This is a genomic window from Bradyrhizobium sp. DN3 (genome assembly GCF_041357655.1).
Classification (GTDB): Bacteria; Pseudomonadota; Alphaproteobacteria; order Rhizobiales; family Xanthobacteraceae; genus Bradyrhizobium.
On record NZ_JAULLN010000059.1, the window covers coordinates 1 to 16278 of the forward strand.

Here is a 16278-nt window from a genome sequence, read left to right on the forward strand (position 1 = left end):
GCTGTTACACAGCAGTCGTCTCAACCCGACAAGGCGGCCCTCACCGGAGGGAGACTCTTTCTCTGCGACTTGAACACGTTCAACTCCACGTCCCCTTCTCTTCAAAGGAGACGAAAAAAGCGTCCTACCTTGCCGGTCGCAGGCGATACCAAGTTCAACCGACCATCATCAGGTGGGGAGTTTCAGCTAGACTTACCAAAGGGAATTTGGCTGATCGCCCGGGAATTGCATCGAGGGTCTCTACGACGAGTTGCGTACCGGCAGGCCCCGAACGGTGGAGGATGAGGCTGTGGGCGAGTTGATCACCAAGACACGCGCTCGCAAGCCCAAAGCCGCAACCCATTGGGGCGTTTGCCAAAAGCGCGGTTCATCGCCTATTCCAACTCTTCCGTCTGCAGCCTCACCGTACCCGCAGCTTCAAACTCTCGACCGATCCCTTTGTCGAGAAGCTGCGCGACGCGGTCGGGCTCTATCTCAATCCGCCTGAAAGACCGTGGTGCTTTGCGTCGATGAGAAGAGTCAAATTCAGGCCCTGGAACGAACCCAGCTCATGCTCCCTATGGGGTTCGGCTACATCCGGGGCGTCACCCGCGACTACCAGGGTCATGGCACGACCACCTCAGCGTGCTCGACGGCTAAATCATCGCTCAATGCAAACCCCGCCATGGCCACCAGGAGTTACTCGCCTTTCTACGTCACATCGAAGCTAAACTAATGTGCCGGCCCAACTGGACATCCATCTCGTCGTCGACAACTACGCCACCCACAAGCATCCCAAGGTCAGGACCTGGCTCGCGCGCCGTCCCCGTTGGCACATTCACTCCACGCCCCCTGGCTTAACCAGGTCGAACGCCTCTTCGCGCTCATCACAACGCGCCATCCGGCGAGCATCCTTCGATTCCCACCGATGGCGATGCTCTACTGGTTATGTCGGGTTCGTCGCCGAGTGGGCGCCGGACACGCACCCCGGTTCACTTGCGTAGCGCGGCCCGCCGCTTGACGCGCAGCCAACGGATCTCGCCGTGTGCGTCTCGCAAGGCGGTTCCGACGCGCTGCGCGCGTTCGCCCGGCGCGATGAGCATCGCGTCGGGACCAGTCGGCTGGACCTTGATACCGCCCTGAGGTAGGGCCGGCGGATTCAGACCGTCGAGCCACTGCTTCAGCGGTATCTGATCGAGCACGAGCCGCTCTCCCTCGCGGCGCAGCACGCGGCGTTCTAGGCAAGTATCGTACGTCCCCAGCCAAGCGTCGACGTCGGGGCGCGGATCGGGGCGCGGATTGGGCGCTGCGAGACCAAAATAGCTCCGCATCGTCCAATTCAAGAGTCGCTGCGCTGTGATCCACCCTTTTGCGCCGTTGGTCAGCACGGCGAGGGCGAAGCGCCGCGACGGGATCATCGCGAACAAGCAGGGCTGGCCGTTGGCGTCGCCGGTGTGGCTGACGATTCGTTCTCCGGTGCTGTCATCGAGCCACCAGCCCAACCCGATCTCCGGTGTGTCGGTCGACGGACCAGCTGGCTCAAAAGCGGTCAACCGCATGGCGTCGCTGAGCACCGCAGCGCCATCCAACTGGAACTGCGCGTAGCGCATCAGGTGCGCGGCGCTGGCGACCACGCCGCCCGATGGATTGCTGCAGCGGGGCATCGCCCACGGCCATGCGATCACCGTCTGCCCGCCGCGCTCCGCGTGCCCAACGGCGAAATCGCGGTGGAGCAGGTCGCGGGCGAAGAAGCAGGTGCCGTCCATGCCGAGAGGTGCGAGCAGCGCCTCATCGAGCACGTCTTCGTAGGGACGGCCGTGCAGCACTTCCAGGATCCGCCCGAGCACGTAGAAGGCGGCGTTGTTGTACGACCACATCCGACCCAGCGGCGTGACCTGGACCAGCTTGTCCATCCGGGCTACCATGGTAGCCAGCGCATCATCGCCCCAGCCGGTGTCCTCGAAGAAGTCTCCCTCCCAGCCGCAGCTGTGGGTCAAGCAATCGCGAATGGTGACGGAGGTCGAGACATCTGGGTCCGCGACAGTGAACTCCGGCAGGCGGGCGCGGATCGGGTCGTCCAAGTTGAGTCGCCCCAGCTCGACGAGCTGCAAGACGGCCGTGGTGGTAAACGTCTTGGTGATCGACGCAATCTGGAACAACGTGTCGCCGTCGACCAGTTGCGGATGCAGCACGTTCGTTACACCCATGCCGGCGGTCGCGGCGCAGCCGTTATGGTAGACGCCGAGGGCGATTCCCGGAACTCCATCGCGCTCTATCTCCACACGGGCCTGGTCGAGCAGTGCCGGGTCGATGCGATGAGACGGCAACAGAGGGGCAGTGTTGCCGGCCAGACTGTGGCCTGCCGAACCTTCTCGGTCGGGGTAGCGATTCGTGTCTGACGCGGTGGTGACGGACACTGGTCCATCTCCTGCGTTTTCTGCGATCGACAGACAGATGTGTTCAACAGGGGACATGGCTTCCTCAATGGGCATAGGGATCTACGGGATGTACAGCGAGCACGCAGCAGATGGAACGGACCACTTGCGATTCGCTTCGAGTATGAAATATGACCGTGAAATTCACACAAGCCACGAGGCCGTGGCCGACACATTTTCTAGTGATATTTGTTCTCCCGTGAACCTCTGCGCAAGTAGCTCACCGCATCCGAGGGACATGGTCCAGCCGAGTTGCCCGTGCCCTGCGTTGACCCAAAGATTGTCGGACGCGCAAACCCGGCCCAGATAAGGAGGACCCGCCGATGTTGTAGGGCGCAGACAAGCCCAGAATTCAGGCGTCGCCAAATCCACGGCATCCCCGAACGACCGCCGCACATAATCGGCCATTGGTGAGGTGCGTGCTTCTGGAACAGAACGATCGTGCGCCGCAAATTCTGCGGTTGCTGTCACGCGAAGCTTTCCGCCGTAGGTCGCTACGGCCAACAATTCCGTCTCGTCGACATAGGGCAGTGTAGGCATTACGGCAGGATCGGTGATCCTCCACGTGCCGGAATAGCCCTTCACTGGATATATGTTGGGACGAAATCCGAGGGGACGGGTTATGTCAGGCGTCTCGACACCTGTGGCCAAGATTACTGCCGTGCACCGTATTTCCCCACGGTCCGTTTCGACGGCTTCGATGGTGTTACTTGCCAGGCGGAAGCCTGTAACGCGCCTGTCGAAATGAAAATCTACCTTGCGCGTTTGGCTTAAATACGCCGCCGTGCGTTGGGTAAACAGCCGGCAATCACCTACGGAGTCCATCGCACTGAACAGCCCACCGACTAACCGGTTTGACATTCTGGACAATCCGGGTTCGCGCGCGATCAGCACGTCACGGTTGAGCACCTCGACTGAGCTGTCGGCCTTATCTTTGATGGAGGCGACATAGGTGTTGAATTGCGCCTTGTCCTGAAACAGATAGAGGCCGCCGTGATGCCGGATCTCCTTTGGAAGGTTCATCTCCGTCTCGGCCGCGGCGACGAGGTCCCGGCTGTAGCGGCTCAAACGTTGCAGCTTGTCAGTGTTCCTGTGATGGGCCGACGGGCGGCAGTTGAGCAGGAACTCAGCTCCCCAGCGCCAGAGCGCCGGGTCCATGAGGCGTGTTACTTGGACCGCTGGGTCATACCCCGCGACCGCCTTGATCATGGTGCCAAGTGCTTCCGGGCCTGCCCAAGCCTTTGCATGGCCGACAGCGATGATACCTGCATTCGCGCGGCTACACATTTCGGCCGGACCGGATAATGCGTCAATGACAGCCACATTCAAGCCGCGCCTTGCTAAGGCATATGCGGTCATAATCCCGGCCACGCCAGCGCCGATCACGGTGATGGGTTCGCTGCCATTCCGAATTGCATTGCTCATACGACAACCTTCAAGATGTTGACGTCATGTCCATTCGGGCTTGCCGAGCCCACACGCCATGTACTTACTTGGAGTTAAAGCCGGGTATGTTGCGTCCATTTATGAGAACAACGCGCACTATCTTCAGCTCGCCGGAAGCGACGCGCTAGAACCGCTTCTTCCCTTTAATCCCTGAAGGTCTCAGTCAGCGGTTGGAGAAATTGTCCCGCGCGAGAATCCCATGAACGCGGGTGGCAATCCACAATATCATTGCATCCGTCCCGCTCACCGAGACGAGCGCGTGTCCCATGGATGAGTCGAAGTAGCTGCTATCGCCGGGAGAAAGACGAACTGGCGCATAATGTTCGGTATATAAAAGCACCTCGCCAGACAGGACGTAGAAAAACTCCTCTCCTGGATGGCCCTCAATTTTGGAAAACTCCTTGATCGAGTGTGCGCGCACACGCGTCAGCAGGGGTGTGAACTGTTTGCTTGCGAGCTCAGCGCCGAGCATTTCGTATTCGTAATGAGGCGTCTTCTGCAGAATACCTTCGCCACCTCTTGTCACGACCAAGCGGCCGGTTGCACCGGCCTTGTCGCTCGTGCCGCCGAAGAGCTCAGTCACATCAACCTCGAGCCCGATTGCAAGGCGCACGATTGTTTCGTATGTCGGCGAAACCTGATCGTTTTCAATTTTCGATACTGCAGAAATGGATAGACCTGATTTCTGCGCTAGATCATTCAAGGTGAGCTTGAATTGCTTACGTAGTCTTTGGACGATAGCGCCGATCGTTGGATATTTATCCTGCTTCATAAATTCCAATTGGGGCATGTCTATTTCGGTTCCTTCGTATAGCCTGCCAGCTTTTCCAAAATGGCCGGGGAAATCGACACGTGTGTCTTGCCGCGGCTACGCCAACGACGCATTCCTGGATAGCTTTCCATTCCCGCTTCTCGGAGAATTCCGATCAATTGACTGCTGCGACTAGAAAAACCGCCCGGTTCGGAAAAGCTTGGATCGATTCCGATGATAATCTGTCCGGTGTGCGGCGTCTGAGCGCCGGGATGAGCAGACCAGTCCACCTCTGATGAGAATTTTCCCCCCGTTAATCCGGCTACCATTAGTTCGATCATCACAGAAATCGCCGAGCCTTTATGGCCACCGAAAGGTACGAGCGCTCCGCCGTTGAGAATCTTTTTAGGATCGGTCGTCGGCTCGCCGTTGCTGTCCACCCCCATGCCGGGTGGCAACATGCGACCTTCGCGAGCTGCGAGCTGCACGTCACCATTGGCCATGGAGGTCGTTGCGAAGTCGAAGACCAGCGGAGCCGCTCCTTTGATGGGGGCAGCAAAAGCAAGAGGATTGGTCCCGAGAAGTGGTTCCTTCGCGCCCATCGGGATTGAACAACCGAAGCTATTGACCATCGAGATCGCGACCAGCCCCTCTTCCGCGAAGGGTGTCACATCGGGCCAGAGTGCGGCAAGATGATGCGATCCGCGGATCGATAGTATCGCGATGCCGGTTTCGCGAATGCGCTGAACGAAAACGTCTCGTCCCGCATGCAGAGCTGCCTGCGCGAATCCGTTCTTCGCATCGACGAAAACATAGCCGGCTCCTTTCACGCGAACTTCGGGTACCGCCGCACCATCAACCCAGCCCGAACGCAGAGAGGAGACATAACCATCTACACGAAATACGCCATGCCCCAACGAACCGGCTGCCTCGGCGGCGGCGCAATTGTCCGCGAGAATAGCAGCGGTAGGCGAGGAGCAGCCGTTGGTTTCAAAGATGCGCGCCAGAAGACCTTTTAACGCCTCCAGGGAAACGTCAACAGCTCCAGACTGAACGTTCAATGGATCGTTCCTTGTTTTATACTATCGGGATCACTGAACGATATAGGACGGATGCTCACGCATTGCCTCCCTAACTTCAGTGTCGACCCTCAGATTGGGGACACCGGCGCCCGGTGCCAACGTCAGTGTCGAATTGAGCAGAAGCTGCGTATAGGGATGATGCGGTTCTTCGAAGATGCGCTCAGACGTGTGCATCTCGACAATCCGACCAAGATACATAACCGCCACGCGTGTCGTCATATGCTGGATCACGCCCATATTGTGGCTGATCATAACGTACGTCAAATCGAACTCCTCGCGCAGTTCCAAGAGTAGGTTGAGAACCTGGGCCTGAACTGACACGTCTAGCGCCGAAGTCGGCTCGTCGCATATCAGCAGCTTGGGGCGCGTGATCAGCGCTCGGGCGATGGCAACGCGCTGCCGCTGCCCGCCCGACATTTGGTTGGGATAGGCTTCGAGGAAGCGCAACGGCAACCCTACAATGTCGAGGATCTTGCGCGCGCGTTCTTGCCGCTCCACCGACGTGCCCTCGCCCCGCAAATAGAGCGGATTGGCCACGATCTTGCCCACGGTCTGGCGCGGGTTCAAGGACGAGTACGGATCCTGGAAAATGAATCCCACCCCCTCCGCGATCTGCCGACGGGTCATGTCGGAAATCGACCGACCATCCAGCAGAACCTCTCCTTGGGTCGGCGTGAGCAGCCCCAGCATAATTTTGGCGAGCGTACTTTTTCCAGACCCGGACTCTCCGACAATGCCAAGAACGTCGCTTCTGTCGACGCGGATCGAGACTTCGTCCACAGCACGCACCGTAGCGCTTTGGCCGAAGATCCCTCTCCGCCCGCTGTATTCGTGCGAGACCTTAAGCAACTCAAGAACGGGTTTGTCGCTCATGCCACCACCTTCGGTCGGAGTTTGGCTTCGCCGGCCTTTACGCAGCGGGCCTCGTGGCATTGGCCGATCTTCTCGAGTTCAATCGGTCTTCTGCAGGCATCAGAGGCTAGAGGACACCGATCGAAGAAATGACAGCCCTCCATCCGATTCAGAAGTGACGGTACCGTGCCGGCTATCGAAGGCAACGGCTTCATTCGCGGATGCAAGGGATCAGGTACTGACCCGAGCAACGCACGGGTATAGGGGTGGGACGGATTCGTGAACAGCTTCTCTGCGGGCGCGGCTTCCACCACCTGGCCCGCATACATGACGATCACACTGTCGGCGATGCGCGACACAAGCCCCAGATCGTGGGTGATCATGATCATCCCCATCCCGAAGGACTTTTGGAGGTCCATGAGCAGCCGCAACAATTCAGCCTGGAGGGTCACGTCCAGCGCAGTGGTCGGTTCGTCCGCCACAATCAGTTCGGGCTCGCACATGAGCGCCATGGCGATAACGACACGCTGGCGCATGCCGCCCGAAAGCTCGTGCGGATAACTATTCAAGCGCTGCCGCGCGTTGGCAATTCCCACCTGTTCGAGCAGATAGATGGCACGCTCCAAGGCTTGCCCGCGGGAGGCCTTGCGATGGGCGCGATAGACGTCCGATAATTGGCGTCCGATCGTGTGCAGCGGGCTCAGCGCCGTCATCGGCTCCTGAAAGATCATCGACAGACGGTTACCCCGCAGGCTCCGAAGTTCGGATTTGGATATCCTTTGCATGTCGATGCCCTCGAAGGTCATCTCTCGCGCTGTCCGCTTCGCCACCTTGGGCAAAAGCCCCAGAAGCGACAGCGCGGTGATCGACTTTCCACAGCCCGATTCACCGACGATGCACAGAGTTTCGCCCTTCGACACGCAGAAGCTGACATCCTGAACGACGGGAAGAGCTCCGTTCGCGGTGGCAATGTCAATGTTCAGATTATCGACGTCGAGCAGCATTGGCGTTCCTCAATTCCGTCCGCCCGGCGACAGCACATCGCGCAGACCGTCGCCTAGAAGGTTGGTTCCAAGGACAAGAGCGAACAGCCCCCCCCCCGGTATCGTGATGAGCCAAGGCTCAAAAAGGATCGAGCCCTTGCCTTCGGAAATCATCAGGCCCCACGACGGGAGGGGCGCGGGCACGCCGAGCCCCAGGAACGAGAGGGCCGATTCGAGGATCATTGCCTGCGCCATTTCAAGCGTTGCCACAACGACCAGATTGTTGAGGAGGTTCGGCAGGATCTCGTGGATGACGATCTGCAGCACGGAAGCCCCTTGCAATTCTGCCGCGGTCACGAATTCGGAAGATCGCAACTGGATCGTTGTGGCCCTGGTAACGAGCGCAAACCGGTCCCAAAGCAGGAGGCCGAGCGTCAGCATGACCACTGTGAGCGAGGATCCCACGAGCGCCACCACCGCCAGCGCCACCAGAATAACTGGCATCGCCAGACGCGCGGTGATGATGAACATGGCCACCGTATCAATCTTGCCGCCGAAATAGCCGGCGCACACACCTATAGCGGTTCCGATGATGCCCGACACGACAGCGGTCCCAATCCCAATCACAAGCGAGATTTGGGCGCCATAAATGATGCGTGACAGGTAGTCGCGCCCCAACTGATCCGTGCCGAGCGGGTGTCCCCACCCGCCGCCGGGAAGCCAAATTGGAGGAGTGAACCGGGCCGAAAGCGACTGCAAATACGGGTCATAGGGCGCCAGCAACGGCGCGCACACGGCCATGATGATCACGACGACTAAGATCAAAAGCCCAAGCATTAGGCTGCCGTGCCTTAGCCAGCGCAGCAGGTTGATCCTTTTTGCGTTCGCTTCCGATCTACCTCCGCAATATGCTAGGGCTTCGGTCATTTGCTGCGCATCCTTGGATCCAGCAGGGCATTAAGCATATCGGCTAGCAGGGTCAGGACGACATAGAAGAGCGAGAAGCAGAGCACGAGCGCCTGGACAGTTGGCAAATCGGCTCGTGATATGCTTTCCCACGCAAGCGATCCGGCTCCGTGGATGGCAAACACGTTTTCGACGACAACAGAGCCTGCCAACATGAACCCGAATTGCGCCGACGCCAAGGTGATAACCGGCAACGCCGCATTGCGCAGTGCGTAGTCGAACAGAACTCGACTCTCAGAAAGCCCCATTGCGCGGGCCGTGCGAATATAATCCGCCTCCAATGCTGATATGATGCCCGAACGGGTCAGGCGCATGATCGCCGGTGTAGCGAAATAGCCTAGTACAATTGTCGGCATGATGTAGCTCTGCCACGATGCGGTGCCGGAAGCCGGCAAGATCGACAACTTCACAGAGAACAGGATGATCAGCAGAAGGGCAAACCAGAAGCTGGGCATGGCTTGCCCGACGACTGCGAAGAGCAAAGCTAGGCGATCGACTGTACTGTTCGGCCAACGCCCTGCCATCACGCCCAGAGGTACAGCGATGATCAAAGCCAGGATCAGCGCGAAAAATCCAAGCCGAGCTGTCATGGCGAAGCGCTCGAGAAGAAGCGTCGCAACTGGCTGGCCAAAGTAGAGACTCGTCCCGAAATCTCCGCGAACAACGCCAGCCAGCCAGTGCAGGTACTGAACGATGATGGGCCGATCGAAACCATAGAGGTGCCGAAGGCGATCCGCGTCGGCCGCGGTCGAGGCTTGGCCGGCTAAGGCAGCCGCCGGATCGCCTGCTGCGAAGATTAGGGAATAGGCAATGAAGGACACGAATAGCGTTAGTAGGCACGCCATCAATATCCGGCGGATTGCGTAGTGCAACATTGGCGGGCCCCTGGTGAAACTCATCAGCGCCGTCCAGCCGCTCCAGGCGGCCGGTGATCACTTCCATTTCGCGCCGTAGAACGGAATGAACTCGTCGGGATTAATGTGGAGCTCTAGTTCTTTCGACATCGCGGTATTCATGCTCCACACCCACAGCGGGACCCGATAGGCCCGATCTGCTATTAGCTTCAGAGCCTTTGAATAGAGCGCTTTCCGGCGATCCATTTCCATGATCTTGGAAGCTTCGATGATAGGATTAACGATCTCCGGGTCACTCACAACGTCGTCGCCGCCTCCCCCGAAGTAATTGCCGACGCTCAGCGCGGCGTCCCCCACACCGTAAGATCCCCAATCGCCGTAGGTCATGTCTTGTTTGTTACTGCGCCACTGCTCTATGGCTGCAGCATATTGAAGTTTGTTGAGCGTCAGGTTGATTCCGACCGAAGCGAGATTGGCCTTCACAGCTTCCGCCAGTCCCGCAGCTTCTGCTGAGATAATCATGCTCAGATTGAGGCCCTTCTCAAATCCGGCTTCCTTCAGCAATTCCTTTGCCTTTTTTGGACTGTACTCATAGGTGACGACATTCGTCTCGCAACCGAACTGTATCGGGTTGCAAAACGAATTGATAATCGGAGAACTTTCCCCTTTGAACGCGTCGCGGATCTCCTTCCGGTTGATGGCGTAGTTGATCGCTTTGCGAACGCGCACATCAGCGAGCGGCGAGTTGGGGACGCGGGGGTTCATGCCGATGTGGTCAAAGCGCATTATTGGCGAACTTTCCACTTGCACGCCGGGTCGGCTCGCAAGACGGACGATGTCGTCCTTTGGAACGCGCCAGATCCAATCGATGTTACCATTCAGCAATTCGGCATATTGGGTATTGCGTTCAGGCAGGACCCGAAAGTTGATTTTCCCGATCTGCGGATTTTCCTTTTGGCCGCCCTTGTAATAGTCAGCAAACCGCTCGAGCTTGACGCTGACGCCCGGCGTCACTTCGACGAGTTTATAGGGTCCGGTTCCGATCGGCTTGACCGCCATACCCGTCGCGCTGACCTTTTCATAATAGGTCTTGGAGTAGATCGGCACATTACCCGCAAGCATCTCCAGCGCCAAGGGATAGGGAGTCTTCATGGTCAAGCGGACCGTGTCACCATCCAGCCTTTCAGCCCTATCGATCCAATTTACAGCGATGGCATAGCGGGCGCCGAAATCAGGGCGGGAAACGAGGTTCAGGGTAAAGACGACATCATCGGCTGTTAGCGCGTCGCCATTGTGGAATTTGACGCCCCCTCGAATCTTGAAGTCGACCAGGGTGTCGGAAGTGAACTTGTAGGACTCAGCCAGTTCCGGGACGAACTTGCCCGTCTTGAAGTCCTTGGACACTAGTCCATCATAAAGGATGCGGCCGACGGAGAGCGCTTCTCGGCTCGTCGCCATATAGTAGTCCAGCGTCTCGATCTCGTTTGTAAAGGCGACATTGAGAGTGTCGTCTGCCTTACCCGCGAATGTCGGCTGGCTGAGCGCAATAAGGACGAGGAGCCCAATGGCGGCCTTGCATGCAGCCTGGTATATAATCACATTGTTTTTCAAAGCAGTCCCCTGTTGTTGAATAGCAATGAGTGCCTGCGCACTGTTTATGTTGGTCAGTGCCAGCTCCGTCTTCATTCCCCCCAGATGTTTTCGTAGATCCGAAGTAGGTTTTCGCCGTAGATCTTGCGAATATCTTCTGCCGTGAAGCCGCGCCGTAGCAGAGCTTCTGTCAGCGCCAGCATGGTTTTGGGTGTCTCGATCCCGGCCGGGTAATAGTGCGGGGGCGCAGGGTATGCCTTCGGGCTCCAGCTGTTGTTAGCCAGCGCCCGCTCATACATTCTCGTCGCCGCCCTCTCGTCAACGTACGGAGACTGGCCGCCATAGTAGTCAATGCCAAGCGTGATGTACTGCGTGCCGACCAGATCGCACATATAAGCAATATGATCGATAAATTGATCGATCGTCGGGCGCTTGTCGCCAGAGACGAAGCCGGGAAAGCCCACTACTCCTATGGTACCGCCGCTCTTAGCGATTGCTTTGATAAGTTCGTCGGAGATGTTGCGGGGCGATGGATAAACGGATTTGGCATTGGCATGCGAAATGATCACGGGCGCAGAAGAATACTCGATCGCGTCCATCGTCGTCCGGACGCCGGTATGCGAGCAATCGACGATCATGCGAGCTTGGTTCATCCGCTCGACTACTTGCAGTCCAAAGCGGCTCAGGCCGGCATCCGTACGCTCTTCGCAGCCGTCGCCGAGACGGTTTTTCACGTTGTACGCCAGCTGCATGACGCCGACACCCAGCGCTTTGAAAGCGTCGACCAGGTCAAGGCTATCCTCGATCGGCGCGGGCCCCTGAAAGTGCATTATAATGCCCGTCTTGCCCAGCGCCTTGGCTTTCCGAATATCGGCAGCAATACGGACCAATATCAAATCGTCGCGCTCTCGCAGTAGCTTATGCCACGCTCCGATAGTCCGCAGCGTTACCATAGCACCGTCCCAAACCCCGACGGTCGGAGCGATCGCGGTCAGACCGCCGGCTCGATAGTCCGCTATTCGCCCTTGGTCCTCCAGAAGTGGACACACCGCGTCAATAATGATTGCAGCTTCATGCAATCGTTTTTCTGTGAAATCCATCGGTTACCGTCCTCCCAATTCTCATCTGCTTTTTTTCTTTTAGGAAATAATTGTCGTGTTTGCAACAAAATTGTCACCACTGTAACATCGAAGCTGCGGGCCAAAAGTCCTTCGGCCGTTCCACGTCGTCCCCAAGGGCTTCGTGGCGAACCACCGGCCGCAGTGGCAGGAACTAGAAAAGGAACCGGCCTGCCACCTCGCGCTAAGCGGAGAACCAACAGCCAAGCTGGCAATTCCTGCGCGATCCAATTAATGGGCGAGTTCTAGCCGCTTGACCGCGTGCACCGTATGAGCCGGACTACCATCGGCAGCCGTTGCAACATCCAACCCGTCCGCGTGGTCGATTCCTTTAGCATGGAGGCATTGGCGATCATCAACGGACGGCAGTTCGTAACCACTCGACCTGTCCTATGAAGCGGGCCAAGTCGTTGAATTCGGAAGACAACAGAGAGCTCCGATAGATGCGGGAGCACTCATTGGCGCAAACTGGGACGGCTATTAGATGGGAACCGGGAATTGCTGGTGCTCAATCCGTCCACGAAAAAATCACAAAAAAGGGTCGACGATGTCAGCGAGGCAGAAACACGTCGGCGTGCTGAGCTACGCGGTTCCACGAAATCGGGAAGCCGCGACGGTCAGCGCGGAACCGCCAAGAGGTTCGGACATGGGCTATGTGGCCGCGGAATGCGGTCGAAGACGATACGTAGGAGCGCTGTTCAGGACAGAATGTCTGCAGGTCAGGCGGATCTGGGTTTTCATCTCGACCACCGGGCGCAAACGCAGCGTGTCGAATTGGGGCGACGGCAAAGCTGGAGCGCTTCGGCATCGCGGCGCGCAGCCCCACATGAGCCAGTAGGCGCCGGCATTCAGGAAGAGCCGGAACTGGTTGGCCGTCTCTCTTCTGCAGGACATCGGTCCGCGGCGAGATGCGTCTTCCAGGACTTGATGTGGTTCCCGGCTGCTCCGCACCGACAGCCCATATCCTGATCGCCTTGGCCTTGCCACTTGCAACGTTGGTGACGATGAAGCGGGTGTCAGCGCCTTCGGCACCGACCTCGACGCGCGCGATGATGCGCTCGACGCGGCTCCAACTGCCGGCGGCGTCCAAACATTCCTTGAAGCGGCGGACCTGAGTAAGCGACAAACTGAGCTTTCAATTACCCATAATTCTTGCCTCGATCGCGGCACCCACTTCGATGTAGGTCAGCCGTGATAGCCCCGCCAGATCACGGTATTCCTGGAGGGAGATCGTTGACTCGAGCCAAGTTCCTCCGAGCCGCGCGATCTTGATGACATAATGCGATCGCGTACTTCGTCGAGAGCGATCGCCACCCCTGTCTTTCATCAAATGATCAAGAAGCCTGATTTCGGGATCTGTCAGCGCCGTCTGCGGTAGGGCATTCGGCACGAACGAATGAGCATCGTCATCCAGAAGACGCGCCAACTCACAATTCAGAAAACGCGATCAGATTGACCAGACGCTCAGCGGTTCGCAATTTCGACTCGACCGCCTTGCACTCCAATTTGAGGATCCCATCGAAGTTCGATCTTCCACACGTACCATTCGATCTTCTCTATGCGTGCTTGCGCGATTGGACCGGGAGATCGGTGAGGAGCTTCCAGTCGATCTTCTTTCGCCGCTTGAGCGTTTCCCGCTCTTGAGCATGGATCACGGTCAGAGTGAGTGCGGGATATTTCTTCTGATTGCCGATCGGCGGCAGAATTCGAAGCTCGCGAAAACGAATTTCGAGAAGCGCTTCATCCGGTTCGCCTTTATCGTTCTTGACCTTGATCCGATGTAGGCCTTTGACCGCAACCTCGTCCATTTCGTCGGCAATTGTATGATTGCCGTCCCCGGCAAGCCGATCAACATAGGTTCGCACCAGGGAAATGCGTTCCAACCTCCTCGGCCAGGCAAAACAGCTCATAGATGTCGCTCTCGCGATCACCAACATGAACGCATGGTCCAGGGGCAGCGAGAAGGTCGATCGATTGCCGTAAATTCTCCAGCCAGCGGACGCTTTCCTTCTGCTCGATCGGACCCGTGTCGGATTGATCTTTCGGTTCAGAGCCGTCGTCCCTTGAACTTTTTGCGTGTCCAGAACTTGATTGCACCAGTTCAGCGGAGGCCCTTCGGTCGTCACGGCGAGACTCGAATGCATCAGGATGCCGCACTGCGTGCGCCCTGCCGTCTTACCCATAAAGCCAATCAGATCCGGCTTCTCGCGCTTGCAGGACAAGGATCGGTCCCTCCCTCGCCGTTACGCGCCCACGCGTCGCCTCGAAATGACGGCAGTACCCACCTCGTTGAGCAGTTCGTTGGAGAGGAAGCGAAAGGCGGCCTACGTGTTGGCCCAGTCCTGACAAACCAGCGGGATGCTTTGACCCATGTCGCTCCCGGTTTGTGCGAGCAACTTGCAGAACGGGCGGCCAAGCCGCTCATCTTTAAACTCGCATCCCGCAGCTTCCCGTTCAACCCACGATGCAGTCGTCAATCGCTGAGCACGCGCCTCCGCGCGTTCCTTCAAGACCAAGCCCATCGACACCCCACCATTCCGAATCAGGTGCTCAACAACGAATCACAACAGATTCTGCCGATTCGAGATTTCCCGGCGGCGCGTCGTTCAAATCCGATGTCAAATGTGGGTAATTGAAAGGTCTCTTTGCCGCTTACGGATCTTGCCGGTCTTCGATGACGCTTCGTAGCGCGCCGTCGCGCTGGCTTCCAGGTCCGTGACATGCTTGCGGAATGTGGTGGTGGGCGCCAAGCCAAGAATGAAGTCGATGGCGTTGGCACGGCACCAGTCGATGACCTGTGGATTGCAACAGTGGCTGTCAGCCCGGATCAGGATCCGGGCGTTCGGCCGATTCGCGCGCATTGCCCGCACCAGCCGACGCAAGTGAGCGTGGATCTCGATGCCACTGGGTCGCTTCGCTGGTCGCAGGATCCCGTCGACAAACCGTCCCGCGGCATCGAACACCCAATCGGCTGGAAGCCGTATTCGTCATAATGAGCGGAACAGCGCAATTGCTGGCCGCCATGCACGGCACCAAACGTGCCGTCGATGTCGAGCACGATCCGCTTCGGCTAATAGAGGTCGACCATAGCCCGACCCATCGCGACCAGTTCCCGCTGCCTTCGGTCGCGATGGGCGCCTCAATTGACGAGGTGCCGGTTGGAGAACCTGCCCGACATGCGCGCCTCCTTCGGGCAGGTGGACGACCTGGTCCAGGCAGCGCGAGTCATCATGCAGCGCGCCAGACTGTACGCCACTCGCAGTCATTTCTCCACCTCAGCGAGCCAGAACGCAACGATAGCATCCGCCGTCGAAACGGGCGACGACGAACTTGCCGCCGACTGATGATAAACCACTCAGCGGCAGCGTAAGATCATTCATGGGTGTAGTTTCCGGGAAACGGAGCGGATCGGCCTAAGCAACCAAATCCTATGTCAGCTCAACCGCTTGCACCACATCCGCCACCTTGTGATTTTTTTAGGCCAGACCGTTCCCGATCGGGTTGGCTCGTGTCAAGCGGCTTCGAAGTAGTTGGCGCGTCCGATTGCGCCCCACAAGCCTTCGACGGTGCGCACGGCGGCCGCGCGCACCAGTGCTTTCAGCTTTGAGAACGCGTTCTCGGTCGAAATGTAGGGCAGGAGATAGAGGAGCTTTGCACCGGCAGCCTCGATCGCCGTGCGCACGCTTGCGCCCTTATGGCTGCCGAGATTGTCCTGACTATCGCCAATTCTGGCACGAGGATACCTGATCGCCTGTGAGATCGCCGCCCTGCGGCTTCGGCATCACCTCACCCGTCTGGCGCGCTTGCACCACCAAGCGCATCGAGCTCGACACTCCCACCTGAAAGTGCGCCGCAGCCTCTCGACGGGACGTCCCGCCCTCACCGGCGGCAACCACACGCTCGCGAACATCGACCGAAAGAGATGTCGCCATGCCAGCCGACCTCCTCCGCCAGCAGGCAGTTTGAATCAGAACCGGCCTGATTCGGGAATCCCAAACGATTCAATCTGGTGCGGGGCCCGCTCTAGGAGGCTTGAACAGCGCGCTGTCGTTTCCTTGGCGGGCGCTCCGCCCGGCTACAGCACCGTCCTCGCCAACTTTCTCCAGCTCGCCTCGATCGGCCTGCGCGAGCAACCTCGGCCGCGGACACCGAATTCACGATCTCTGACAGGCGACCGTCGTTTTCGACGTCCGTGTTGCCGTGTTCAGTCTGTCCGGTTGAA

General features: G+C 58.3%; 13 protein-coding genes and 4 pseudogenes. 1 reads left to right on the forward strand and 16 read right to left on the reverse strand.

Translation table 11 applies throughout. The features are described from left to right. Positions 1–229: 229 nt before the first annotated feature. Positions 230–902: pseudogene (locus AAE027_RS38810) on the forward strand (IS630 family transposase); the annotation flags it as partial. 69 nt (positions 903–971) lie between these two features. On the opposite strand, the gene AAE027_RS38815 reads toward AAE027_RS38810, so the two are convergent. From AAE027_RS38815 to AAE027_RS38890, 16 genes and pseudogenes are all read right to left on the reverse strand, one after another. After that, the gene (locus AAE027_RS38815; RefSeq protein WP_370991083.1) at positions 972–2396 is read right to left on the reverse strand and encodes a serine hydrolase domain-containing protein; all 1425 of its coding nucleotides are present in this window, start codon (positions 2394–2396) and stop codon (positions 972–974) included. 162 nt (positions 2397–2558) lie between these two features. Then, entirely contained in the window at positions 2559–3839 is a 1281-nt protein-coding gene (locus AAE027_RS38820; protein WP_370991084.1) for an FAD-dependent oxidoreductase, read from the reverse strand. A gap of 184 nt (positions 3840–4023) precedes the next feature. Then, the gene (locus tag AAE027_RS38825) at positions 4024–4650 is read right to left on the reverse strand and encodes a helix-turn-helix domain-containing protein (RefSeq protein ID WP_370991085.1); all 627 of its coding nucleotides are present in this window, start codon (positions 4648–4650) and stop codon (positions 4024–4026) included. A gap of 2 nt (positions 4651–4652) precedes the next feature. Beyond that, positions 4653–5672 (reverse strand): Ldh family oxidoreductase, encoded by a 1020-nt coding sequence (locus tag AAE027_RS38830; protein ID WP_370991086.1) that lies wholly within the window; start codon positions 5670–5672, stop codon positions 4653–4655. A 30-nt stretch (positions 5673–5702) separates the two neighbouring features. Then, positions 5703–6566 carry an ATP-binding cassette domain-containing protein gene (locus tag AAE027_RS38835; protein ID WP_370991087.1) on the reverse strand — a complete coding sequence of 288 codons (864 nt, stop codon included), beginning with the start codon at positions 6564–6566 and terminating at the stop codon, positions 5703–5705. Then, complete coding sequence (locus tag AAE027_RS38840; RefSeq protein ID WP_370991088.1) at positions 6563–7549, reverse strand: ABC transporter ATP-binding protein; 987 nt, start codon at positions 7547–7549, stop codon at positions 6563–6565. The genes AAE027_RS38835 and AAE027_RS38840 overlap by 4 nt, the downstream gene beginning before the upstream one ends. 9 nt (positions 7550–7558) lie before the next feature. Next, complete coding sequence (locus AAE027_RS38845; protein ID WP_370991089.1) at positions 7559–8455, reverse strand: ABC transporter permease; 897 nt, start codon at positions 8453–8455, stop codon at positions 7559–7561. Next, on the reverse strand, positions 8452–9369 hold the full coding sequence (locus AAE027_RS38850) for an ABC transporter permease (protein ID WP_370991090.1): 918 nt from the start codon (positions 9367–9369) through the stop codon (positions 8452–8454). The genes AAE027_RS38845 and AAE027_RS38850 overlap by 4 nt, the downstream gene beginning before the upstream one ends. Positions 9370–9426: 57 nt before the next feature. Then, positions 9427–11034, reverse strand: coding sequence for an ABC transporter substrate-binding protein (locus AAE027_RS38855; RefSeq protein ID WP_370991091.1), 1608 nt, complete (start codon positions 11032–11034; stop codon positions 9427–9429). After that, complete coding sequence (locus AAE027_RS38860) at positions 11031–12038, reverse strand: dipeptidase (protein ID WP_370991092.1); 1008 nt, start codon at positions 12036–12038, stop codon at positions 11031–11033. The genes AAE027_RS38855 and AAE027_RS38860 overlap by 4 nt, the downstream gene beginning before the upstream one ends. A 669-nt stretch (positions 12039–12707) precedes the next feature. After that, positions 12708–13170: pseudogene (locus AAE027_RS38865) on the reverse strand (transposase); the annotation flags it as partial. Positions 13171–13191: 21 nt separating this feature from the next. After that, on the reverse strand, positions 13192–13482 hold the full coding sequence (locus tag AAE027_RS38870) for a hypothetical protein (RefSeq protein WP_370991093.1): 291 nt from the start codon (positions 13480–13482) through the stop codon (positions 13192–13194). 130 nt (positions 13483–13612) lie between these two features. Beyond that, on the reverse strand, positions 13613–14278 hold the full coding sequence (locus tag AAE027_RS38875; protein WP_370991094.1) for a hypothetical protein: 666 nt from the start codon (positions 14276–14278) through the stop codon (positions 13613–13615). Between the two features lie 102 nt (positions 14279–14380). Beyond that, on the reverse strand, positions 14381–14578 hold the full coding sequence (locus tag AAE027_RS38880; RefSeq protein WP_370991096.1) for an IS4/Tn5 family transposase DNA-binding protein: 198 nt from the start codon (positions 14576–14578) through the stop codon (positions 14381–14383). Positions 14579–14707: 129 nt separating this feature from the next. Beyond that, positions 14708–15436 (reverse strand): annotated as a pseudogene (locus tag AAE027_RS38885) (transposase); the annotation flags it as partial. 131 nt (positions 15437–15567) lie between these two features. Next, a pseudogene (locus tag AAE027_RS38890) lies at positions 15568–15768 on the reverse strand (IS630 family transposase); the annotation flags it as partial. Positions 15769–16278: the final 510 nt, after the last annotated feature.

Coding starts and splice junctions, on each gene's coding strand:
- AAE027_RS38860 (WP_370991092.1), bottom strand. CDS start 12,038: ATGGATTTCACAGAAAAACGATTGCATGAAGCTGCAATCATTATTGAC.
- AAE027_RS38840 (WP_370991088.1), bottom strand. CDS start 7,549: ATGCTGCTCGACGTCGATAATCTGAACATTGACATTGCCACCGCGAAC.
- AAE027_RS38880 (WP_370991096.1), bottom strand. CDS start 14,578: ATGGGCTTGGTCTTGAAGGAACGCGCGGAGGCGCGTGCTCAGCGATTG.
- AAE027_RS38845 (WP_370991089.1), bottom strand. CDS start 8,455: ATGACCGAAGCCCTAGCATATTGCGGAGGTAGATCGGAAGCGAACGCA.
- AAE027_RS38855 (WP_370991091.1), bottom strand. CDS start 11,034: ATGAAGACGGAGCTGGCACTGACCAACATAAACAGTGCGCAGGCACTC.
- AAE027_RS38850 (WP_370991090.1), bottom strand. CDS start 9,369: ATGTTGCACTACGCAATCCGCCGGATATTGATGGCGTGCCTACTAACG.
- AAE027_RS38825 (WP_370991085.1), bottom strand. CDS start 4,650: ATGCCCCAATTGGAATTTATGAAGCAGGATAAATATCCAACGATCGGC.
- AAE027_RS38820 (WP_370991084.1), bottom strand. CDS start 3,839: ATGAGCAATGCAATTCGGAATGGCAGCGAACCCATCACCGTGATCGGC.
- AAE027_RS38835 (WP_370991087.1), bottom strand. CDS start 6,566: ATGAGCGACAAACCCGTTCTTGAGTTGCTTAAGGTCTCGCACGAATAC.